We start from the raw sequence: 20,519 nt of genomic DNA on the forward strand, positions 1-20,519 counted from the left end.
TATCAACTCCAAGATCCGACACCCGGATTACCCGTTCAAGGCTGCATGACGAGGCACTAGCGGGCACCATCGTTCGTACGGTGGAGGACTACAAGCCGCGTGAAACCCATTAGCGCACGCCCACTGTCATTGGTCAGGTTCCACGTCTGGTGGACGCGACCGACGACGGCGGTCAAGCCGTCCGGTTGGTACCCGGCGTTGGTCGTCTCGGTACTCATTGTGGTAGGGATGGCGGGCCTACTCGCGTATGCCTTCCTGGTGCTTTTGGCACCGGACCTCCTCTTGCCAGCTGATACCGCGGCGATGACCCAAGCCGAACAGCTGATCGCAGCTCACAATGCCCGGCTGCTTGCGGTCTCCTTTGGCGGTGCCCTGGTCGTGCTCGTCGGTCTGCTCTACACCGCCCGGAATTACCGCCTCAGCCATCGTGGCCAGGTCACCGAGCGGTTTACGAAGGCACTGGAACGGCTCGACTCCGACAAGTTGTACGTTCGGATTGGCGGCATCCATGCGTTGGAACACGTCCTACTGGACTCTCCCGAGCACCACGCTCACATCGTCGAGGTCCTCGTCGCGTTCATCCGCGACCGTGCGCCTCGAGCACAGGAGGACATCGGGTCCCCGACCTACCTCCGCCCCGGCCCGCCTTCCGAGCCCGATGCCGACGTGCAAGCCGCGCTGACAGCCTTGGCCTATCGTCCAAACCGACCTCGCCGTGAACGCCATCGCATCCGCCTGGCAAACCTTGACCTTCAGCGCGCGAACCTGGCCTGGGCACATCTGAGGTGGGTGGACTTCTCCGGAGCCCGGCTTGACCATGCGAACCTGTACGCGGCCGATCTTGTGGGCGCAAACCTGTTCGAAGCTGGCCTTGAGCACACGGATCTCTTTGCAGCCGACCTGCGAGGCGCGAACCTGTTAAGAGCCCGCCTTACGCACGCGGACCTGTACGCGGCTGCTGTCGAAGATGACGACGATCCGTGTTGGCCTGAGGAATGGAAGTTCCACGAGCCGACCCGGACTCTACGCGGTGGTCCAGCGCCAACTCCGCGCCCGAGAGGCCGCCCGTAATCCCGATCATTTTCGGCCCGGGTCGGGTGTGGAAGTCGTCATCACCTGAGGTCTTACGGCCAAACCATGCCTCTTCGACGTCGGTGTCCCCGTCGGGCACCGGTCACGGTTGTCCGGTCGGATCGGCACGGGCTACCGCTCCCGCCAGTGGGGTACCGGCCGGCACCCGGCCCTGGAGGCGTTATATCTGTTCGGTGGCCGCCCCACCGTCATCAACGCCGACCGCATACGTTCCGCCCGCGACCTGCTGCCCAACCCCGACGCCAGCGTCGCCTCCATCGCCCGGCTCCTGGGCGTCAGCCCCGGCACCCTCTACAACCCCGTCCCCGACTCGCGCGAGCTGCGTGCCGCCGGGCGGGTCCGCGGCATCGGCTCGCCTTCGTCTCGGGTCAGCTGATGCTCCCAGCAGCAGGCGTCGCGTCGAAACTTGCGGGCATTGAATCAATTCGATCAAGCGTCCACCTTCCGTGGTCTCGAAATGGGCGGACAACCCCACGTCAAAGCCACTCAGACCCGATTGTGACAACGACCCCGCAGGCGACCGCAGTGCTCGCACCATCGCTGTGCGGCCCGTCACTCGTACCGGTACTTCAGCGAGTCCGCCTCCGCCTGCTCGATGTCAGCGATCATCAGCTCCGGCATCCGCAGCTGGGCCAGCGTCACCTCGGCCGAGGTCGGCTGGGCGTCCGCCGGCAGCCACTGCTCCGGCTTCCAGGCCCCGCCGCGCAGCAGCGCCTTGGGGCAGTGCGGGTAGACCTCCTCGATCCCCAGCACCAGCGTACTGGCCGGCGGCTTGCCCACGGCGGTCAGCTGCGACAGCAGCTCGGGGCGAGTGGAGACGCAGGCCCGGCCGTTCACCCTGAGCGTCGTGGTGCGTCCCGGGATGACGAACAGCAGCCCGGCCCGCCCGGTGGCGACGACGTTCTGCAGGGTGTCCAGACGCTTGTTGCCGGTCGCGTCCGGTACCGCCACCGTCCGTGCGTCCAGGACGGCGACGAACCCGGCGGGGCCGCCGCGTGGGGAGACGTCACAGTTGCCCTCGGCGTCCACGCTGGTGACCAGGACCAGCGACGAGCAGCCGATCAACCGCCGGGTCTGCTCGGTGAGTTCGGTCATCTGCTTCCGCACGGCCGCGTCGCTGGGAAGTTCGTAGGCCCGGCGCAGCGCCTCCTGGTCGGGCACGGCGTCGAGGCGCAGCGGGTCGAAGGCCCTGGCGGCAAGGGCTGGCGAAGGCACTGGCGGCAAGGGCTGGGGTCATGGCCGGCCCTAATCGACCGACCTGGCTGACGGCTCAACCAGACCGCTTACCTGCCAGAACCTTGGCGCAGGTTGCCACGCAGTGGTGTCGAAACTCGTGAACAAGGATTGCTGGCCTACCGTCGGGGGTGGTGATCGGTCGGACGGGCTCGCTTCCCACTGGCGTTCCGGTAGCGCTCGACAGAAGTGCCCGGAGACGCCGGAACCCGGTCCCTGCGACCGAAGTGCGTCGGCGTCAATCCGCTACGCGACCGTAGCTGGCGCGGCCCTCGGCAACCTGGAGCGCTTGCCGCTCGCGCCACCGCTTCTGCGCGTCGCCGTTGCAGCGTCGGCAGACCTTGCGATAGCGGCCGGTACGGGCATCGATTTCACGGTCGTGTCCATTGCGGCACCGAGGTTGCTGCTTGCGGCTACGACAGTTCTCGGCATGACTGACCTGGCGCAGGTGGGTCGGCTCGATACAGTCCGGCACACCACAAACGTGGTCGACTTCCAACTCGGGATTGTAGTCGCCGACGAAGGCGACATACGCGGCGATGTGGGCCCATGCCCGACCCGCGACCTTCTGGTACACGCCTCGCTGACTACCGTAGCCGCGTACGACGAGGCAGCCGTCGTCCATGCGCGCCGAGCGGTCCAGCAGGTACGTCCGGAGCGTTTCCTCCGTGAAATGGCGGGACAAGCCTCTGATCTGGGAGAGCACGACAGGAGAATAGTGGGCACCTCCGATATTCCCCGCGGTCGGCGGCAGACCCCCGCCTACCTGACCTGACCGCCGGTCATCCGACGACGGCGTTCTGCCGGGCGCGCCTCTGTACGAATCCGTATGTCAGCTGAGAGTCTTCCTCACGTGCCGTCTCCCGAAGTGGTCCTCCGCAGGTCGAGCAGCTCCGCCCTGACGGCCGCCGGGTCCGCCGGCTTCACCGAAGCCTGGCTGGACAACCGGCGGCTGTCCGAGTACACCCGCGACGCGTACCGGCGGGACGTCGCCGGCTGGCTGAGCTGGTGCGAGAGCCGAGGCCTCGATCCGCTGCGGGCCACGTTCCTCGATGTCAACGCGTACGCCCGTCAGTTGGAGGCGACGCTGGGGCTCCGTAGCGGACGCCCGCTCACCGCGGCCACCGTCGCCCGCCGCCTCTCCGCCTTGTCCAGCTGGTACGACTTCCTGGTCAAGCTGCACGCTGTCGAAGCCAATCCGGTGCCTGCCGCCGACCGCCCGCAGGTCGACCGAGACCACTCCGCCACCGTCGGGTTGACCCCCGACGAGGTCGATGCGCTGCTGGCCGCAGCCGAGGCCGACACCGGACCGACCGCCATCCGGAACCGGGTTACCATCGCCCTGCTGGCCGATCTGGGGCTGCGGGTCGGGGAGTTGATCTCGCTGGACCTGACCGACCTCGGCACCGAGCGTGGGCATCGCAGCATCCGCTTCGTTGGCAAGGGCGGCAAGGTCCGTCGCCGCGCCCTCACCTCCGGCACCGCGTATGCAGTGGACGCCTATCTGGCCGCCCGGGCCGCCGCCCAAGGGCTGAGCGTGCCGGAGTTGCGCGGTCCACTACTAGTCACCGCGACCGGCGCGCGGCTGGACCGGAACGCGGTGTTCCGGCTGGTCCGCCGTCTCGCCCAGGCAGCGGGCATTCACGCCTGGGCGAGGCTGTCGCCGCACTCACTGCGGCACGCGTTCGCCACCACGGCCCGCGCCGAAGGAGTGTCCTTGGAGGACGTGCAGGATGCGATGGGACACGCGGACCCGCGCACGACCCGCCGCTACGACCGGGACCGGCACAACCTCGACCGCGATCCTGCGTACGTCATCTGGGCGGCCCGGGCCCGCCGACAAAGCGGGATCGGCGAGGCGAACGTCTCCTAGTGATAGCCCCGCCGGGGTGGCGCAGTTGGGCGAGGCATCGACCGGAGAGCTGCCTGCGCTTACGCAGCAGCTTCGGAAGTGCGTGGGCTTCAACGGCGCTTGCGGCTGGTCAGGATCAGCTTTCGGGGGCACCGGATGCGAAGTTCGGAGTCCGGTCTCCGGAGCCGGCGGATTTCTTGCGTTCCGCTAGGTAATCCTACTGCCTCACGGCCGTCGAATTGGCGGTGCACCCTCCCGAATCCGGGGTGTAGTGGCTACACCCCTCTGGGGATGCCCGCTCAACCGCGTACCCGAGATCCGGCTCATAGCCTGGTGGCCATGCGTGAGACGGTACGCAGAGCGGGACAAGCGACGTATGAACTCCTCGCGGCGGCCGGTCTCACCAGAGGAGATTCCCGAGGCGTACCTGCCGCTGACCGGCCCACTCACCGAACGGGCGCGTACAGCGCTCTCTGACCCGGGGACGTGGCGCGCGGGGGGACGACCGGCCAGCGGGCGTCGCGCTACCGGTGGGCGAGACTGTGCGGCATGGAGTTCTTCTGCTACCACCGCGATCGGCCCGGTTCCAGGGACCTGCGCGACGAACTGCTGGAGGAACACTGGTCCTATATAGACCGCCACGCGGCGGCCATGATCGCCCGGGGCCCCACCCTCACGGACGACGGTGAGACGCCGACCGGCAGCGTACACATCGTCGACCTGCCCGACGTCGAAGGTGCCCGCGCGTTCGCGCTCGACGAGCCCAACTACCGGGCCGGTGTGTACTGGCCCGAGGTGCTGCTGCATCGGTGGCGCAACGAGTTGGGGCGCACCATGTGGGACTTTCCCGGCGGTCGGTCCGGCGGCATCCGCTACCTGGTGCTCGGCCATGGCACCGGGACGACCCCGGAGCCGGTCCCGCAGGATCGGGAGTCACTGATCGCCTACGGGCCGCTGCTGTCCGACGACGGTGCCGTGTGGCTGGGTACCGCCGCCCTGGTTCAGGCGCCCGATCCGGCCGCCGCCGCCCGTACCGCCCTCGTTCCCGACCGGTACACCGGGATCGAGGTGCACAGGTGGCAGTTCGGCGGTCGGCGATGACGCCCGCTGCCCGGAATCGGCGGTGGCATCGGGGCCGGCCGGCTCTGTGGCCTCGGCGACGGTCACTTTGTTGGTGGGCTCGCAGCGCTCTGCATCGTGACGACGACCTTTCCGGCCGGGTGCCCCTGGGCGAGGTAACGGATCGCGTCGGGCGCGTCGGCGAGGGCGTACGTGCGGTCGATGACCGGGGTCACCGTGCCCGACTCGATGAGCGGGGTCAGTTCGTCCAGATCCTCGTGGCGCTCCCGAGCGGTCACGCCACATACCCGCTGGCTGCCGAACAGCGAGACCAGTGGCGCGGCCATCTGGCGCTGGAAGCCGCCGAGCAGCCAGCCCTTGGCGTGCCCGCCGCCGACGAGGGCAATCGTCCCGCGCGGGGTGACTGCGCGGCGGAGCAGTGACAAGGGCCGGTTGCCGGCGGTGTCGATGATGACGTCGTGCCGCACGCCACCACGGTCGATCTCGTGTTGGGTGTAGTCGATGACGTCCTCGGCGCCGAGGGAACGCACCAGTTCGACCTTCGCAGCGCTGCATACCCCGGTCACGATTCCCCCGTACGCCCTGACGAGCTGGACGGCGAACGACCCGATGCCCCCGGCCGCGCCGGTGATCAGCACCCGCTGCCCAGGCTGCACCCGGGCATCGCGGACGCTCTGCAGCGCCGTCACCGCGGAGATGGGCGTCGCCGCCGCCTGCTCGAAGGTGAGGTTGGCCGGCTTGGGTGCCAGCCTGTGCTGCCGTGCCATCGCGAATTCGGCGAACGAGCCGCTCTCGCAGGTGCCGTAGACGTCGTCGCCGATACGCAGCCGGGTCACATTGGCACCGACGGCCGCCACCACACCGGCGACGGCCCGACCGAGCACCGCCACCCTGGGTCGGCGTAGCCCGACCGCGAGCCGTACGGCCATCGGCCGCCCGGTCATGAGGATCCATACGCCGGGGTCGACGCCGGCGGCACGCACCTCGACGAGCACCTCGTCATCGCCGATCGGGGGCTTGTCGATGTCGCGGAGTTCGAGCAGGTCGGCCGGTCCGTACACATCGTGGGCGATCGCCCTCATGGCTTCTCCTCGGGGGAGCCGGGGTACTGGAACGTGTCGTCGAGCGGTACGCCGAACATGATGAGGGTCTGCCGGGTCACCCCGATGCGCTCGGGGTGGACAGCGCCGCCGGCACCGTCGCCCCCGAGTTCATGTCGTAGGTGCGCCGCGCCTGTTCCACGTCGTCCAGGTGACTGGTGGCCCATCCGGCGAGGTGGGCGAAGAGGGGGGCGAGGCTGCGGCCGAGGTTGCTTATCTCGTACTCGACCCGGGGTGGGACCTCGGGGTGGTAGGTGCGCACGACAAGTCCGTCGCGTTCGAGTTGCCGCAGCCGCTGGGTCAGGACCTTCGGCGTGATGGTGTTGATCCGTCGCTGCAGTTCGACGAAGCGTTGCCGTCCCTGGTAGTTCAGCGTCCACAGGATCGGGGTGGTCCACCGGCTGAAGACGATGTCCACGACCGGGGCCACGGGGCACACCTGCTCGGGGTCAGATGCCGCCGCGGGTGGCCAGGCTGCTTGATCGTCCTGCATTACGGCTCCTCCGACATAGTCACTTTCCTCTAGGTACCTACTATACCGACGATGCTAGCTTCTCCGGGTCGCCGCCGAAGAGATCGAATCGGCGGCGGTCGTACCCATTGATCGCATGGGTGATCCCCAAACAGAGGAGCCGTTCATGATTGTCGTAACAGGGGCCACCGGAAATGTCGGTCGCGTACTTGTCGAGACACTGGCCGCGGCTGGTGAGCGGGTGACCGCGGTGTCACGAGGAACGTTGCCGGTGTCCATGCCGGAAGGGGCGCGACATCAACAGGCTGATCTGACCGAACCGGAGACCCTGCGGCCGGTTGTGGACGGAGCCCGCGCGCTGTTCCTGCTGGTCGAGGGTGCCGGTGCGCATCTGAGCCCCGGCGACATCCTCGACGTTGCGAAAGCCGGTGGAGTCGAGCGCATCGTCCTGTTGTCCTCGCAGGCCGCCGGAACACGCCCGCAGTCCGTCTCGCATGCACCGCTGCGCGGCATCGAGGATGTCGTGCGGCAATCCGGCATGGCCTGGACGCTCCTGCGACCGGGCGGCTTCGCGTCCAACGCCTACGCGTGGGCGGAGCCGGTGCGGACCCAGCGGACGGTGGCCGCGCCGTTCGGCGACGTCGGCCTGCCGATCGTCGATCCGGGCGACATTGCCGAGGTCGCAGCCGTGGTCCTGCGGGAGGACCGGCACGCTGGCCGGATCTACGAGTTGACGGGGCCGGCCTTGACCACGCCGCGAGAGCGGGCTCGGAGCATCGGCGAGGCGCTGGGCCAACCGGTCCGGTTCGTCGACCAGACCCGTGAGGAGGCTCGCGCGCGGATGGTGCGGTTCATGCCCGAGCCCGTGGCCGACGGGACCCTGGACATCCTCGGCGAACCCACCCCGGCGGAGCAGCGGATCAGCCCGCACGTGGAGCAGATCCTGGGGCGGGCACCGCGCACCTTCGACGACTGGGTCCAGCGCCACATCCACGCGTTCCGGTAGGGACATGCCTCGCCTCGCTGGTCCGCCGGCCAGCGAGGCGGGCTGCCTGTGTGCTTGTGACCGGCGCCACGGTCGGTACCCGCCCGGCCTCGTATGGTCAGCTGATGAGCGTGCGCGACGGGATGCCTCGGCGCTGGTCGCCGATCCCGCCGCCAGGACAGCTACGGACCCTCGCGTGGGGCACGTTGGTCAACACCGTCGGGTCGGGGCTGTGGCTCGCCGGCGTTGCCCTGTTCCTCACCCGTAGCGTCGGTCTGCCCGCCACCTCGGTAGGGCTGGGACTCACCGTCGCCGGGCTGATCGGGCTTTCGGCGAGCGTGCCGCTGGGCCACCTCGCCGATCGACGGGACCCACGGTCGCTGCGCGCCCTGCTGCAACTGCTGCAGGCGGCCGTCGCGGCGTCGTACCTGCTGGTCCAGTCGTTTCCCACCTTCCTGCTGGTCGCGGTCCTCGACGCCCTCCTGGTCGCCGGCAATCTCTCCGTGCGGGCGGCGCTCGTCGCCGCCGTGGCCGGTCCGGCTGGCCGCGTCCACGCCTTCGCGACGCTGCGGGCCGTCGCCAACATCGGGATCAGTGCCGGGGCCGCGCTGGGCGGGCTCGCACTGGCCGCCGACACCCGGTTCGGCTACACCCTGCTGGTGCTCGGCAACGCGCTCACCTATCTCATCTCGGCCGGCCTGATCATGCGGCTGCCTCCGTTACCGCCGATCCCTGCCGCGCCCGGTGCGGCTCGTGGGGCGGCACTCCGGGATGGACGGTTCCTCGCGGTGGGCACGGTGTCGGCGGTCATGGCGTCGCACAGCGTCGTTCTCGGGTTGGTGGTGCCGTTGTGGATCGCCACCCAGACCTCCGCGCCCCGGGCGATGGTGTCGGCGGTGTTGGTGACGAACACCGTCCTGACCGTGTTCCTGGCGGTGCGGATCAGCCGCGCCGTGGAGAACGCCGTCGCGGCCGCCCGGACGATGCGCCGTGCCGGGTTCGTGCTCGCGGTCGCGATGCTCGCCTACCCGACGTCCAGTCGGTCCGGCCCCGGCGGCACCGTCACGCTGCTCCTGCTCGCGACCGTGGTCTACACCATCGGTGACCTGTTCCACGCGACGGCTTCGGCCGGCCTCTCCTACGAACTGGCGATGCCGCACGCGATCGGCCAGTACCAGGGAGTCAGTGGTCTGCTGACCGGCCTGGCCGAGGCGATCGGCCCGGCTCTGCTCACGCTGCTGCTTCTCGACGGCGGCATCGCCGGGTGGGTGGTCCTGGCCGTCGTCTTCGCGGCGACCGGGTTGGTGACCCCGGCGTTGACCAGACGCGCCCTGGCCAGGCAGCCGTTCGATCAGGTGGCGGCGACGCCGGGTTCACCGGCGGCCCGTACCCGGATCCCGGGGTGATTGGCGCGGAGGTTCACCGCCGCGAGGTCGACCGTCTGCGCGATCCGGCGCCGCCTGGTCTCCGCTCTTTTCGCCGTCGCCACCCATTCCAGGATCAATCGTTTCGACGATGGCGGGAAGTTCTCGAAGTTCGTCCGGGCGGCCTCGTTCCGGTCCAGCAGTTCCCGCAGATCGTCGGGCATCGCCGAGCCTTCCGCGTCGGAGAGGACCTGCCAGGTGCCGTTGGCCCTGGCCAGATCGATCAGGGCCTGCCCGTGCTCGGTCATCAGGCCCAGCTCGGTCATCTTCGCGGCACGCTCCCGATTCACCCGACTCCAGGTGCTGCGCGGGTTGCGCGGGGTGAACCGGAGTCGGCAACTGTCCGCATCGTGTTTGCGGGCCTGGCTGTCGATCCACCCGTAGCAGAGCGCGTGTTCGATCGCCTCGTGGTACCGGACGCTCGGCGTCACACTGTCCCTGTGGTGGATGATCAGCCACACCTCCTTTTCGGACCGGCAGTTTCGGGCCAGCCATCCGCGCCAGTCGGCGGCGCTGTTCGCGACGAAGGTGTTCACGGTGGTGTTCGCGAGGGAGGTGTTCACGTCACGCCTCCGTCCGCGAACCGAGAATCTCCAGGTAGTGCCGGTTGTACATCACGCCAAGGACGTTCCCGAACGGATCGACCACGGACGCGGTGACGAACCCGGGGCCGTGCTCGACCGGCTCCGCGTACGCCGTGGCGCCGATGGAGACCAGCCGCTCGAAGGAGGCCCGGACGTCGTCCACGTGCCAGTAGACCATCGCGCCCCCGGTCTTGTCGGACCGGTCGGGTGCGGCGAACCGGCTGTCGATGATGCCGAGTTCGTGCTGGTAGTCGCCGATCCGGAACTCGGCGTAGGCGGGCGTCCCCTCGACGGCACGGACGAAGTACGGCTCGATGCCGAGCAGTTCGGTGTACCAGGCCACCGCGGCGGTGAGGTCGTCGGCGAAGAAGTTGACGGTGGTGAGTCCGCGCAACATGGGCTGTTTCCCTTCTCCAGTGGATGACAGTGACCATCCTCCGGCATAAAGTGCTCACCAATTGAGCACTTTATTGGAGGGATCGAGAACATCCGCGCTGACCGCCTCGTCGCCGTACTCCTGCTGTTGCAGGCCCGTGGCCGGGTGACCGCCGCCGAGCTGGCCGACGAACTGGAGGTGTCCGTCGCGACCGCCCGCCGCGACCTGGAGGCACTCTCGACGGCGGGCATCCCGGTGTACCCGCAGCCCGGCAGGGGCGGCGGCTGGTCACTCGTCGGTGGTGCGCGCACCGACCTCAGCGGCCTGTCGGCGACCGAGGCGCAGGCGCTGTTCCTGCTCGTCGGCCCTGCTGCGGCAGTCTCGGGAGAGGCCAAGATGGCCCTGCGCAAACTCGTCCGCGCGCTGCCACAGACCTTCCGGGCCGACGCGGAGGCCGCCGCCAGCGCCACGATGATCGACCCCACCCGGTGGGGCGAACGCGACCGCCGCCGGCCCGAGATGGTCGACCTGTTGCAGGCCGCCGTCGTCCGTCGGCGGAAGGTGCTGCTGACCTACACCAACAGCGCACGGGAGCGAACCGAGCGGCTGGTCGACCCGTGGGGCCTGGTCGACAAGGACGAAATCTGGTACCTGCTCGCCGGTACCGACCGGGGCCAGCGAACCTTCCGGGTCGATCGGATCGTCGGGGCCGAGCCGACCGAGCAGCCCGCCGATCGGCCGGACGACTTCACCCTCGCCAGCGCCTGGCAACAGGTCGTCGGGGAGGTGGAGCAGCGGCGCTCCCGTACCTGGGCGACGGTCCTCGTCGAGGCCCGGTTCGTACCGGTGCTGCGCAACCACTTCGGACGGCACTGCCACACCGATGCCGAACTCGATGACGGGCGCGCCCGGGTCCGGCTCGGCGCACCGACTCCGCTGGACATCGCCCGGCACCTCGCCGGCTGGGGCGCGATGATCGAGGTGGTCGAGCCGCGATCCGTCCAGGCCGAGTTGGCGCGGATCGGCGCCGAACTCGCCGGCCGCTACACCGGGACGCCCTGACCGACCGTGAAGGCCCGATGGTGCGTCCGGCGCCCGGTGGTCTCGGACGCGCCGACAACCTCGGCGCACTGGTCGTACGGCATCCCGGCGGCCGATCCGGCGCCACACGAGTGGGGGCCGGAAGGTGCCGGCTGGTAGCGTCCCGTATCCGGCGAGGGTGGGCGTTCCCGGTCGAGCGTCCATTCCGGTATGTCAGCGGAGGTCGCGGTGGGCTTGTCGACGGTGTCGTTCCGATCCGCTGTCGCCGCTGATGCCGACAGTGTCGCGGCACTCCACGCCGACAGTTGGCGCCGCCATTACCGGGGCGCGTACGCGGACGCGTATCTCGACGGCGACGTGCTGACCGATCGGCGGACCCTGTGGTCGAGCCGACTCGCGGCACCGGGAGCGGACCGGGTCACGATCCTCGCCGAAGCCGAAGCCGGGGCCGAAGCCGGGGCCGGGGCCGAGGTCGGGGCCGAGGTCGGGGTCGGGACTGGAATCGTCGGTTTCGTCCACGTCGTCCTCGACGACGACGAGCGGTGGGGTTCGCTGGTCGACAACCTGCACGTGACGCGGGGCCGGCAGCGGCACGGGATCGGCACCGGCCTGCTCACCCGTGCGGCACGCGCGGTACGGGACCAGGGTGCGACAGCCGCCATGTACCTGTGGGTGCTGGAGCAGAACACCGCGGCACAGGACTTCTACGCGGCGCACGGTGGAAAGCCGGCCGAGCGGGGATTCGCGCGGTCGCCGGGCGACGTACCGGGCCGCCTCAACGGACGTCCGGCGAAACTGCGCTACGTCTGGCCGGACGTGCGTGACCTGTTGCGCGGATAGTCCGCGCCGGGACGTCGCCACGACGGGATGTTCCCGCCCCGATATGGCAGGCGGGCCGGCGGTTATCCAGGTATCACCGATCCCTGGATAGATGTCGCCTGGATCCCACCGGCGGATGTTGCCACTCTTGGCCGACCGAGAGGAACACCGCTGACCAGGGAGTAGTTGTGAAGGACGTGTCCGTACCCGATCTGACCGGACGGCTCGCCGTGGTGACCGGTGCGAGCGACGGCATCGGCCTCGGCCTGGCCGTACGCCTGGCCCGCGCCGGTGCCGAACTCGTCCTGCCGGTCCGCAATCCCGGCAAGGGCGCCACGGCGCTGGAAAAGATCCGCGCGGCGGTGCCGCGGGCCGCCGTCGCCGTCCGGGAACTCGATCTCGCCTCGCTGGACTCCGTGGCCGCGCTCGCGGACACGCTGAACCGCGAGGGCCGGCCGATCAACATTCTGATCAACAACGCGGGCGTGATGATGCCGGCCACCCGACACGCCACGGCCGAGGGCCTGGAACTCCAGTTCGGCACCAACCATGTCGGGCACGTGGCGCTCACCGGCCGGATCCTGCCGCTGCTGCGGGCGGGCCGGGCCAGGGTCACCACCATGTCGAGCGCCGCCGCCCGCTCCGGGAAGATCAACTGGGCCGATCCGCAGAGCGAGCGCGGGTACTCGGCGATGCGGTCGTATGGTCAGTCGAAGCTGGCCAATCTGCTGTTCGGCCTGGAACTCGACCGGCGGAGCGCGGCGGGCGGCTGGGGCATCGTCAGCAACGTCGCGCACCCCGGCACCACCCTGACGAACCTGTACGCCTCCGGCCCGAACCTGGGCCGCCGACGCCGCTCGCCCGTCGAGTCGATCATGAAGCGACTCGCCGGATGGGGAGTATTCGTGCAGCCCGTCGATGCCGGTCTGCTGCCCGCGCTGTACGCCGCCACCAGCCCGCAGGCGCTGGGCGGGCGCTTCTACGGCCCGGACGGCTTCGGCCAGTTCACCGGTGGCCCGACGGAACTCGCCATCTACAGGTCGGCCCGTGACCAGGCCGACGCGCTACGGCTCTGGGACCTCTCCGAGCGGCTGGCCCGGGTCGATTTCGCCGCCGTCTGAGATCGCCGCTGCTGTCGGAACCCGTCACCGACCGGGTCCGCCGTCGACCGGGTCCGCCGCCGTCGGGATTCACCGCCGGCCGCCGGCACAGGAGGGAAGACTGAGAATCATGGAACGGGACCGGCTCGCGGCCTTCCTGCGGACCCGGCGCGAGGCGCTGCAACCGGAGGACGTCGGACTGCCCCGGGGACGGCGACGGCGTACCGGCGGGCTGCGTCGGGAGGAGGTCGCCGCGCTGTCCGGCATGTCGACCGACTACTACAGTCGGCTGGAGCAGCAGCGCGGGCCGCACCCGTCCGAGCAGATGCTCGCCGCGATCGCTCGTGGCCTGCGGCTGTCCCTCGACGAGCGCGACCACCTGTTCCGACTCGCCGGTTACGCCACACCGCGACGGGTCCTGCGCACGGACCACATCAATCCCGGGATGATGCGCATCTTCGACCGGCTGGAGGACACCCCCGCACAGGTGGTGAACCTGCTCGGCGAGACGCTGACCCAGACCCGGCTGGCGATCGCGCTGCTCGGCGACGACAGCCGACACACCGGGCTGGCGCGCAGCCTGCACTACCGGTGGTTCACCGACCCGGCCACCCGGCGCAGCTACCCCGAGGAGGACCACCCGACCCACAGCCGACTCTTCGCGGCCAGCCTGCACGACGCGTACACCCGGGAGGGCAGGGGCTCGCGTGCGGCCGCCATCGTCGACGCGCTGCTGGCGGTCAGCCCGGAGTTCGCCGAGATCTGGCGGGAACATCCCATCCTGGGCCCGTACTGCGCCCCGAAGCGGATCCAGCATCCGCAGGTCGGGCTCCTCGAACTGGACTGCCAGACACTGGTGGATCCCGACCAGTCCCAGGCGCTCCTGGTCTACACCGCGGTACCGGGCAGCGAGAGCTACGAGAAGCTGCAACTGCTCTCGGTCCTCGGCGACCAACGCATCTGAGGTCTCTCGTCGCGCCGCCCGGTGGCATCGTGGGCGCGTTCTCCCGAGTCCTGCCCCGCCCGGTGCCGCGTCGGCGGGTCGTCACCGGAGCGTCCGGGGGCGGTTCGCGGCGCGATGTCGAGACCGGTCGCTCCGCTCCGACCTCTGCTGCGTGGGTGTCCGCCGTATCGTGAGTGCCGGAGGAGTCGGGGTGAAGTTCCTGATCTTGATCTACTGCGGGCCGGGCGGCTGGATGCTTCCCGGGTTCCTACGATCACCCGAGGCACCGGCTATGTCGCGGGTCGACCGTGCCGGGCCGACCGAGACGTTGTTCACCGAGCTCACGGAGTCCGGGGAACTGGTCGCCGGTACGGCCCTGGCCGATCCGCTCGACGGCCGGACCGTTCGGGTCCACGACGGCGTTCCGACCGTCGAGGACGGGCCCCATGATGCGACGCGGGCGCAGTTGGCGGGATACGTCGTCGTCGACTGCGAGCACCGGCACCGGGCCGGCGAGATCGCGGCGCGGTTCCCTTCCGCCCGGTCCGGCGCCGTGGAGGTACGCCCGATCATGGACATGTCCGGCCAGGAGATGTGAACGTCGGCGCCGACCTCGAGGACCTGCTGCGCCGGCTGGCGCCCCGGGTCCTCGCCGCGCTCACCCGGCACTACGGACACTTCGATATCGCCGAGGATGCCGTGCAGGAGGCGTTGTTGGCCGCTGCGGTGCAGTGGCCAGCAGATGGTGTGCCGGACAGCACGGAGGGCTGGTTGATCAGGGTCGCCTCCCGCCGGCTGACCGACCAGTTGCGAAGCGAATCGGCGAGCAGGCGCCGGGCGGACCGGATCGCCGCGCAGACTCCGCCGGACGCGTTTCTCGCGCCGGCCGCCGACGCCGAGGACCTGTCGGGCGAGGACGACGACACCCTGACCCTGCTGCTGCTCTGCTGTCACTCCAGTCTCACCCCGGCGTCGCAGGTAGCGCTCACGCTGCGTGCCGTCGGCGGACTGACCACGGCGGAGATCGCCCGGGCGTTCCTGGTGCCCGAGGCGACGATGGCCCAGCGGATCAGCCGCGCCAAGCAACGCATCAAGGCGACCGGCGCCCAGTTCCGGCTGCCGCCCGAGGCCGAGCGGCCGGAGCGGCTTCGCTCCGTCCTGCACGTCCTCTACCTGATCTTCAACGAGGGCTACACCGCCAGCTCGGGCCCGGACCTGCATCGCGGTGATCTGACCCGGGAGGCGATCCGGCTCACCCGGACCGTACGCGCGCTGCTGCCCGATGACGGCGAGGTCGCCGGGCTGCTCGCGCTGATGCTGCTCACCGAGGCACGTCGGCCCGCACGTACCCGGCCCGACGGCAGTCTCGTCCCGCTCGCCGAACAGGACCGCGGGCGGTGGACCCGGAGTTCCATCGACGAGGGCGTCGCACTGATCACCCACACGCTGGCCCACGCCCCGGTCGGCCCCTACCAGGTCCAGGCGGCCATCGCCGCCGTGCACGCGGAGGCGTCCCGTGCCGAGGATACCGACTGGGCGCAGATCGTCGCGCTGTACCGGCTGCTCGAGGACCTGGCGCCCGGTCCCATCGTCACGCTCAACCACGCCGTCGCGGTCGCGATGCTGCGCGGCCCGCAGGACGGCCTCGCCCTCCTCGCGACCGTGGACACCGACGACCAACTTGCCGGACACCACCGGCTCCACGCGGTCCGGGCGCACCTGCTGGAGATGGCCGGCGATCTCGAGGGCGCCGGTCGCTGCTACCGGTCGGCCGCCCGGCTGACCACCAGCCTTCCCGAACAGCGTTACCTGTGGGGGCGGGCGGCTGCGCTGGCCACGATGGACGGGCGTCCGCGAGCGACCCGGCCGGACGGGTCGCAGACGGACACCGGGCCACCGGACGCCGGTTAGCCTTGGCCGATGACCGTCGGACCCGCCCCTCCGTCGAGGATCCTGGTCTACGGCGTGTGCGGTTCGGGCAAGAGCGCCCTGGCCAGACAGCTCGCTGAGCGCTTGGACCTGCCGTTGTACCCGGTCGACGACCTGACCTGGGAGCCGGGCTGGGTCCAGGTTCCGAAACCGTTGCAGCGGCAGCGGATCGCGGCGATCTGCGACCGGGACGCCTGGGTGCTGGACGCGGCGTACGGCAACTGGATGGACGTTCCGCTCGGCTCGGTCGACCTCATCGTGTGCCTTGACTTCCCGCGCTGGGTGTCGCTGTCCCGGCTACTTCGCCGGACCGCGGGACGGCTGTTGGCGAGAACTCCGGTGTGCAACGGCAACCGGGAGTCGTTCAGGATGCTGCTCTCGAAGGAATCGATCTTCAGATGGCATTTCACGTCCTTCGGCCGGAAGCGACAGCGCATGCGGCAGTGGCACTCCGATCCGGGCGGCATTCAGGTCCTGCTGTTCCGCTCACCCAGGGCGGTGACCCGTTGGCTGCGGGCGGTACCGCCCGCGAACCCGGCTGCCGGCCCGGGAACCCAGTGGGGCGGCAGCCATCGGTGAGATCGACGTACCCACGCGGGGGAGCGGCCCCAGGTGGGCACGTCGATCTTCCGCGTCGCGGGGTACGGAGATCTCCGGCGTCGCGGCCCGGACCTCAGACGTCGCGGCGGCGGACGACGAGCAGGGCGACGACGACCGCAACGAGCGGCCAGGCCGCGTAGACGATCCAGGACTCGGTGACTGTGGGGCGGTAGAAGCCGTCACCGGACGGCTGCGGCCAGAGCGCGGTCAGGCGATCCCAGGCGGTGAGCACCATCGCGTGGTTGATCCCGGCGGACCAGCGCGTGGTGATCGAGAAGAACGACGGCAGCGCGATCAGGGTGAAGATGCCGGTGACCATGGTGGCGGCGCCGTGCCGGATCAGCACGCCGAGCCCGAGGCCGATCAGCGCGCAGACCGTCGGCAACAACGCGGACGCCACCAGGGCCCGGACCGCGATCGGGTTGCTGATCGGTACGGACACGTCCTGCCCGCTGTAGATGGCTTGGGAGACCGCGAAGCAACCGACCGCGATGACCGTGCCGACCACGGTCCAGACCACGGTCACCACGGCCGCCTTGGCCAGCATCACCGCGCCACGGGCGGGAACCGCCACCGTCGTGGTGCGGATCAGGCCGCTGCCGTACTCACTGACGACGGCGATCGCGCCGGCGCTGACCGCGACGAACACCAGCGTCCAGTACCCGGTCAGCGGAAACGCGTCGGCCAACGCGAGCATCGGCTCCCGCTGGTCCTCCGGGCTCAGGCTCGGAAAGTCGGTGTAGCTGTCCCACGTCTCGACGGCGGCGGCGGCGATGACGAACAGCGTGACGAGGCCGAGCGTCCAGGGCGTGGAGCGCAGCGACCGCATTTTGATCCACTCGGCGGCGAGCAGGTCGCGGAACCGGGCGGGCGGATCGATGACGGGCCCGCTCGAGGTGGGCGGTGGGACGGCGGTGGAGAGGGTCATCGCTGCTGCCCGGCCAGGTACTCGACGCTGTCGGCGGTGAGTTCCATGAATGCTTCCTCCAACGAGGCGGTTCGGGTGGTCAGTTCGTGCAACAAGATCTTGTTCTCGAAGGCGAGTACGCCGATCCGATCCGCCGACAGCCCGGTCACGGCCAGCCGCCCGGCCCCGTCCGAGCCGTCCGAGCCGGTCGGCTCGACCTGCGCGCCCGCGGCGGTCAGCACCACCGTGAGTTCGGCGGGCTGCGGGGTACGCAGCACGACGCTGAGCCGGGTGCTGCGGGCGGCGAACCGCGACAGGGGTTCCGCGGCGATGAGCCGGCCCTGCCCGATGACGACGAGCTCGTCGGCGGTGTTCTCCATCTCCGTCATCAGGTGGCTGGAGAGAAAGACCGTCCGGCCCTCGGCGGCGAGGCGGCGGAAGAGATGCCGCACCCAGAGCACGCCCTCCGGGTCCATCCCGTTGATCGGCTCGTCGAACATCAGCACCGGTGGGTCGCCGAGCAGCGCGGTGGCGATCCCGAGCCGTTGCTTCATGCCGAGGGAGTACCCGCCGACCCGGCGCCGCGCCACGTCGGTCAGGCCCACCTCCTGCAACACCTCGTCGACCCGCCGCCGGGGAATGCCGTTGCTCCGGGCCAGCGCGGCCAGGTGAGCCATGCCGCTGCGCCCGCCGTGTACGTGGTGCGCGTCGAGCAGCGCGCCGACGTGGCGCAGCCCCCGTCGGCGGGTACGGAACGGGACACCGCAGACGGTCGCGGTGCCGGCGGTGGGTGCGTCCAGCCCGAGGATCATCCGCAGCGTGGTCGTCTTGCCGGCCCCGTTCGGCCCGAGGAACCCGGTCACGTGGCCGGGGCGGACGGTGAAGGACAGGTTGTCGACGGCGATCTTGCTGCCGTAGCGCTTGGTGACTTCGTTGACTTCGATCACGATGTCGATGCTGTCCGGGAAGCCGAATCCGGACATCGGGCCGCCTCGGTAATCGCCCAGCAGGCTTAGCCCGTGGGCGTACGCCCGTGGTGTGATGCCGGGTCCGGCCCGAGCTGGCTAGTCTCGCGGCGTGGATGCCATCCCGCCTGCCCTCCGTCCGCCGCTGCGGCACCGCGTGCCACCAGCGGCGCGCACGGCCCTGGCCTGGGGTGGAATCGTCGCATTCCCCTTCTTTCTGGTTCTTACCGTATCGATGCTGTCAGCTGACGACAGGCTGTACGTCAACGTGCTGGACAGCATTCCGCGTTACCTGCTACCGGCCATCGTGATGGCGCTACCCGCCGGCATGCTTCGCCGCAGCCCGCTGACCACTCTCGCGCTGATGCTCGTCGGCTCGGCCGGCTTGACCGCCGCGATCACCCTCGACACCCCGGGATACCTGGGCGACCTCCGCTATCTGCAACTGTTCGCCATCGACCTCGTCGTGGGCTTCATCGCGGCGAGCCGGCCACGCCGGATCTCGGTCGTCGTCGCGGTGCTGACGCTCTGCGCCCAGATCGCCATCGGCTACACCCACCCGGTCAACGACGATCCCATCTTCCAACCCGAGATCCCCACCCTGGCGATGGTCGCCGCCTGGATGATCGGCAACTCCGTCCGGGCCCGCCGGCAGTACGCCGAGGCGCTCCGCGCCCAGGCCACGGTCCAGGCGGTCACCGCCGAACGGCTACGGATCGCCCGCGAGCTGCACGACATGGTCGCGCACAGCATCGGCATCATCGCGATCCAGGCCGGCGTGGGCAGCCGGGTCATGGACACCCAGCCGGCCGAGGCCCGCAACGCGTTACGGGCGATCGAGGCGACCAGCCGGGACACCCTTGCCGGGCTGCGGCGGGTCCTCGGTGGGCTGCGACCGGGGCAGCAGGACACCGAACCCGGGACGGCGTCGCTGAACCCGACTCCCGGACTGGCCGACGTGGACCAGTTGGCCGCCGCCACGTCGGCGGCCGGCGTACGGGTGGAGGTGCGCTGGCAGGGAGACCGGCGCCCGGTACCCGCCGACATCGAACTGTCGGCGTACCGGGTCATCCAGGAGGCGGTCACCAACGTGGTGCGGCACGCGGGCACCGCGCGGTGCCGGGTGAGCGTCGAGTACCGGGCCGAGGAACTGCACATCGAGGTCACCGACGACGGGCACGGCGCACAGACGCCCGGCGCCGGCCACGGCATCACCGGCATGCGTGAACGGGTCGGGCTGCTGCACGGCGAGTTCAGCGCCGGGTCACGGCCGGAGGGTGGCTTCCGGGTGTGGGCGACGCTGCCGGTGCACGAGCCGGTGACCACGCCGGCGGAGCTGCGATGAGCGTCCGGGTCGTGCTCGCCGACGACCAGCCGTTGGTGCGGTCCGGTCTGCGGGTGCTGATCGCCGACACCCCCGACCTGGAGGTCGTCGGCGAGGCCGGGACGGGCGCCGACGCGGTCCGGGTCGTCCGGGACGTCCAACCGGACGTGGTGGTGATGGACATCCGGATGCCCGGGATGGACGGGATCGAGGCCACCCGGCAGATCGCCGCCGGCCCAGGATCGGCCCGGGTACTCGTGCTGACGACCTTCGACTCCGACGACCACGTCTACGGGGCACTCCGGGCCGGCGCGAGCGGGTTCGTGGTCAAGGACATGGCGGTGGACGACATCCTCGCGGCGATCCGGGTGGTCGCCGCCGGTGACGCCCTGATCGCGCCGGGCGTCACCCGGCGTCTCATCGCGGACTTCGTCAAGGCCCGCGAGTCGGGCGCCGCACGGTCCGCGCGGCCGGTCGCGGGCATCACCGAGCGGGAACGGGAGGTGCTCACCCTGATCGGGCGCGGCCGGTCGAACAGCGAGATCGCGGGCGAGCTGTTCATCACGGTCGCCACCGCCAAGTCGCACGTGGCGCGGCTGCTGACCAAGCTCGCCGCCCGGGACCGGGTACAGCTGGTGATCATCGCGTACGAGACGGGGCTGGTGACACCGCCGGGCTGAGTGCGGTCCGTGG

The 20,519-nt window shown here is 70.1% G+C and carries 23 protein-coding genes; 15 read left to right on the top strand and 8 right to left on the bottom strand.

Annotated elements, in window-relative coordinates:
• Positions 1–228 precede the first annotated feature (228 nt).
• The gene (locus ACFP2T_RS33680) at positions 229–1,071 is read left to right on the top strand and encodes a pentapeptide repeat-containing protein (protein WP_377428991.1); all 843 of its coding nucleotides are present in this window, start codon (positions 229–231) and stop codon (positions 1,069–1,071) included.
• Between the two features lie 109 nt (positions 1,072–1,180).
• The gene (locus ACFP2T_RS33685; RefSeq protein WP_377428993.1) at positions 1,181–1,468 is read left to right on the top strand and encodes a hypothetical protein; all 288 of its coding nucleotides are present in this window, start codon (positions 1,181–1,183) and stop codon (positions 1,466–1,468) included.
• A 176-nt stretch (positions 1,469–1,644) separates the two neighbouring features.
• Here the strand turns inward: ACFP2T_RS33685 and ACFP2T_RS33690 are convergent, their stop codons facing one another.
• Together ACFP2T_RS33690 and ACFP2T_RS33695 are read right to left on the bottom strand one after the other, a co-directional pair.
• The gene (locus ACFP2T_RS33690; protein WP_377428995.1) at positions 1,645–2,307 is read right to left on the bottom strand and encodes an MSMEG_1061 family FMN-dependent PPOX-type flavoprotein; all 663 of its coding nucleotides are present in this window, start codon (positions 2,305–2,307) and stop codon (positions 1,645–1,647) included.
• Between the two features lie 256 nt (positions 2,308–2,563).
• Positions 2,564–3,031, bottom strand: a complete 468-nt coding sequence (locus ACFP2T_RS33695) for an HNH endonuclease (RefSeq protein ID WP_377428997.1) — start codon at positions 3,029–3,031, stop codon at positions 2,564–2,566.
• Positions 3,032–3,178: 147 nt separating this feature from the next.
• On the opposite strand from ACFP2T_RS33695, the gene ACFP2T_RS33700 reads away from it, so the two are divergent.
• Both ACFP2T_RS33700 and ACFP2T_RS33705 read left to right on the top strand, forming a co-directional pair.
• Positions 3,179–4,198 (top strand): tyrosine-type recombinase/integrase, encoded by a 1,020-nt coding sequence (locus ACFP2T_RS33700; RefSeq protein WP_377428998.1) that lies wholly within the window; start codon positions 3,179–3,181, stop codon positions 4,196–4,198.
• A gap of 528 nt (positions 4,199–4,726) precedes the next feature.
• On the top strand, positions 4,727–5,278 hold the full coding sequence (locus ACFP2T_RS33705) for a YciI family protein (protein ID WP_377429000.1): 552 nt from the start codon (positions 4,727–4,729) through the stop codon (positions 5,276–5,278).
• A gap of 62 nt (positions 5,279–5,340) precedes the next feature.
• Here ACFP2T_RS33705 and ACFP2T_RS33710 read toward each other — a convergent pair whose 3' ends face one another.
• Positions 5,341–6,339 (bottom strand): NAD(P)-dependent alcohol dehydrogenase, encoded by a 999-nt coding sequence (locus ACFP2T_RS33710; protein ID WP_377429002.1) that lies wholly within the window; start codon positions 6,337–6,339, stop codon positions 5,341–5,343.
• 76 nt (positions 6,340–6,415) lie between these two features.
• Positions 6,416–6,787 carry a winged helix-turn-helix transcriptional regulator gene (locus tag ACFP2T_RS33715; protein ID WP_377429004.1) on the bottom strand — a complete coding sequence of 124 codons (372 nt, stop codon included), beginning with the start codon at positions 6,785–6,787 and terminating at the stop codon, positions 6,416–6,418.
• A gap of 208 nt (positions 6,788–6,995) precedes the next feature.
• Between ACFP2T_RS33715 and ACFP2T_RS33720 the strand changes: the two genes are divergently transcribed.
• A complete protein-coding gene (locus ACFP2T_RS33720) occupies positions 6,996–7,835 on the top strand; it encodes an NAD(P)H-binding protein (RefSeq protein ID WP_377429006.1) in 840 nt (279 codons plus the stop codon).
• Positions 7,836–7,939: 104 nt separating this feature from the next.
• A complete protein-coding gene (locus tag ACFP2T_RS33725; protein ID WP_377429008.1) occupies positions 7,940–9,220 on the top strand; it encodes an MFS transporter in 1,281 nt (426 codons plus the stop codon).
• Here the strand turns inward: ACFP2T_RS33725 and ACFP2T_RS33730 are convergent.
• On the bottom strand, positions 9,166–9,801 hold the full coding sequence (locus ACFP2T_RS33730) for a YdeI/OmpD-associated family protein (protein WP_377429010.1): 636 nt from the start codon (positions 9,799–9,801) through the stop codon (positions 9,166–9,168). The two genes, ACFP2T_RS33725 and ACFP2T_RS33730, sit on opposite strands and share 55 nt — an antisense overlap.
• Before the next feature lies 1 nt (position 9,802).
• On the bottom strand, positions 9,803–10,219 hold the full coding sequence (locus tag ACFP2T_RS33735) for a VOC family protein (RefSeq protein WP_377429012.1): 417 nt from the start codon (positions 10,217–10,219) through the stop codon (positions 9,803–9,805).
• A 90-nt stretch (positions 10,220–10,309) separates the two neighbouring features.
• On the opposite strand from ACFP2T_RS33735, the gene ACFP2T_RS33740 reads away from it, so the two are divergent.
• From ACFP2T_RS33740 to ACFP2T_RS33770, 7 genes are all read left to right on the top strand, one after another.
• Positions 10,310–11,260, top strand: coding sequence for a helix-turn-helix transcriptional regulator (locus tag ACFP2T_RS33740; RefSeq protein ID WP_377429238.1), 951 nt, complete (start codon positions 10,310–10,312; stop codon positions 11,258–11,260).
• 207 nt (positions 11,261–11,467) lie between these two features.
• Positions 11,468–12,079 (top strand): GNAT family N-acetyltransferase, encoded by a 612-nt coding sequence (locus ACFP2T_RS33745; protein ID WP_377429014.1) that lies wholly within the window; start codon positions 11,468–11,470, stop codon positions 12,077–12,079.
• 167 nt (positions 12,080–12,246) lie between these two features.
• Complete coding sequence (locus ACFP2T_RS33750; protein ID WP_377429016.1) at positions 12,247–13,179, top strand: SDR family oxidoreductase; 933 nt, start codon at positions 12,247–12,249, stop codon at positions 13,177–13,179.
• 109 nt (positions 13,180–13,288) lie between these two features.
• Positions 13,289–14,122, top strand: a complete 834-nt coding sequence (locus ACFP2T_RS33755) for a helix-turn-helix transcriptional regulator (RefSeq protein WP_377429018.1) — start codon at positions 13,289–13,291, stop codon at positions 14,120–14,122.
• 190 nt (positions 14,123–14,312) lie between these two features.
• Positions 14,313–14,699 (top strand): YciI family protein, encoded by a 387-nt coding sequence (locus ACFP2T_RS33760; RefSeq protein WP_377429020.1) that lies wholly within the window; start codon positions 14,313–14,315, stop codon positions 14,697–14,699.
• Entirely contained in the window at positions 14,696–16,012 is a 1,317-nt protein-coding gene (locus ACFP2T_RS33765; RefSeq protein ID WP_377429021.1) for an RNA polymerase sigma factor, read from the top strand. Before ACFP2T_RS33760 ends, ACFP2T_RS33765 begins: the two co-directional genes overlap by 4 nt.
• Positions 16,013–16,021: 9 nt before the next feature.
• On the top strand, positions 16,022–16,609 hold the full coding sequence (locus ACFP2T_RS33770; RefSeq protein ID WP_377429023.1) for a P-loop NTPase family protein: 588 nt from the start codon (positions 16,022–16,024) through the stop codon (positions 16,607–16,609).
• A gap of 94 nt (positions 16,610–16,703) precedes the next feature.
• On the opposite strand, the gene ACFP2T_RS33775 is transcribed toward ACFP2T_RS33770, so the two are convergent.
• Both ACFP2T_RS33775 and ACFP2T_RS33780 read right to left on the bottom strand, forming a co-directional pair.
• Complete coding sequence (locus tag ACFP2T_RS33775) at positions 16,704–17,558, bottom strand: hypothetical protein (RefSeq protein WP_377429025.1); 855 nt, start codon at positions 17,556–17,558, stop codon at positions 16,704–16,706.
• A complete protein-coding gene (locus ACFP2T_RS33780; protein WP_377429027.1) occupies positions 17,555–18,520 on the bottom strand; it encodes an ABC transporter ATP-binding protein in 966 nt (321 codons plus the stop codon). The genes ACFP2T_RS33775 and ACFP2T_RS33780 overlap by 4 nt, the downstream gene beginning before the upstream one ends.
• A 217-nt stretch (positions 18,521–18,737) precedes the next feature.
• On the opposite strand from ACFP2T_RS33780, the gene ACFP2T_RS33785 reads away from it, so the two are divergent.
• Both ACFP2T_RS33785 and ACFP2T_RS33790 read left to right on the top strand, forming a co-directional pair.
• Complete coding sequence (locus tag ACFP2T_RS33785) at positions 18,738–19,847, top strand: sensor histidine kinase (RefSeq protein WP_377429029.1); 1,110 nt, start codon at positions 18,738–18,740, stop codon at positions 19,845–19,847.
• A complete protein-coding gene (locus ACFP2T_RS33790) occupies positions 19,844–20,506 on the top strand; it encodes a response regulator (protein WP_377429031.1) in 663 nt (220 codons plus the stop codon). Before ACFP2T_RS33785 ends, ACFP2T_RS33790 begins: the two co-directional genes overlap by 4 nt.
• The last annotated feature ends 13 nt before the right edge of the window (positions 20,507–20,519 follow it).

This window comes from Plantactinospora solaniradicis, from assembly GCF_042658085.1.
Lineage (GTDB): Bacteria > Actinomycetota > Actinomycetes > Mycobacteriales > Micromonosporaceae > Plantactinospora > Plantactinospora solaniradicis.

What these genes read in the sequence shown, in the direction of transcription:
- ACFP2T_RS33680 (WP_377428991.1), top strand. Translation starts at nt 229, where the DNA reads ATGGCGGGCCTACTCGCGTATGCCTTCCTGGTGCTTTTGGCACCGGAC.
- ACFP2T_RS33705 (WP_377429000.1), top strand. Translation starts at nt 4,727, where the DNA reads ATGGAGTTCTTCTGCTACCACCGCGATCGGCCCGGTTCCAGGGACCTG.
- ACFP2T_RS33710 (WP_377429002.1), bottom strand. Translation starts at nt 6,339, where the DNA reads ATGAGGGCGATCGCCCACGATGTGTACGGACCGGCCGACCTGCTCGAA.
- ACFP2T_RS33720 (WP_377429006.1), top strand. Translation starts at nt 6,996, where the DNA reads ATGATTGTCGTAACAGGGGCCACCGGAAATGTCGGTCGCGTACTTGTC.
- ACFP2T_RS33725 (WP_377429008.1), top strand. Translation starts at nt 7,940, where the DNA reads ATGAGCGTGCGCGACGGGATGCCTCGGCGCTGGTCGCCGATCCCGCCG.
- ACFP2T_RS33735 (WP_377429012.1), bottom strand. Translation starts at nt 10,219, where the DNA reads ATGTTGCGCGGACTCACCACCGTCAACTTCTTCGCCGACGACCTCACC.
- ACFP2T_RS33755 (WP_377429018.1), top strand. Translation starts at nt 13,289, where the DNA reads ATGGAACGGGACCGGCTCGCGGCCTTCCTGCGGACCCGGCGCGAGGCG.
- ACFP2T_RS33770 (WP_377429023.1), top strand. Translation starts at nt 16,022, where the DNA reads ATGACCGTCGGACCCGCCCCTCCGTCGAGGATCCTGGTCTACGGCGTG.
- ACFP2T_RS33775 (WP_377429025.1), bottom strand. Translation starts at nt 17,558, where the DNA reads ATGACCCTCTCCACCGCCGTCCCACCGCCCACCTCGAGCGGGCCCGTC.
- ACFP2T_RS33780 (WP_377429027.1), bottom strand. Translation starts at nt 18,520, where the DNA reads ATGTCCGGATTCGGCTTCCCGGACAGCATCGACATCGTGATCGAAGTC.
- ACFP2T_RS33785 (WP_377429029.1), top strand. Translation starts at nt 18,738, where the DNA reads ATGCTGTCAGCTGACGACAGGCTGTACGTCAACGTGCTGGACAGCATT.
- ACFP2T_RS33790 (WP_377429031.1), top strand. Translation starts at nt 19,844, where the DNA reads ATGAGCGTCCGGGTCGTGCTCGCCGACGACCAGCCGTTGGTGCGGTCC.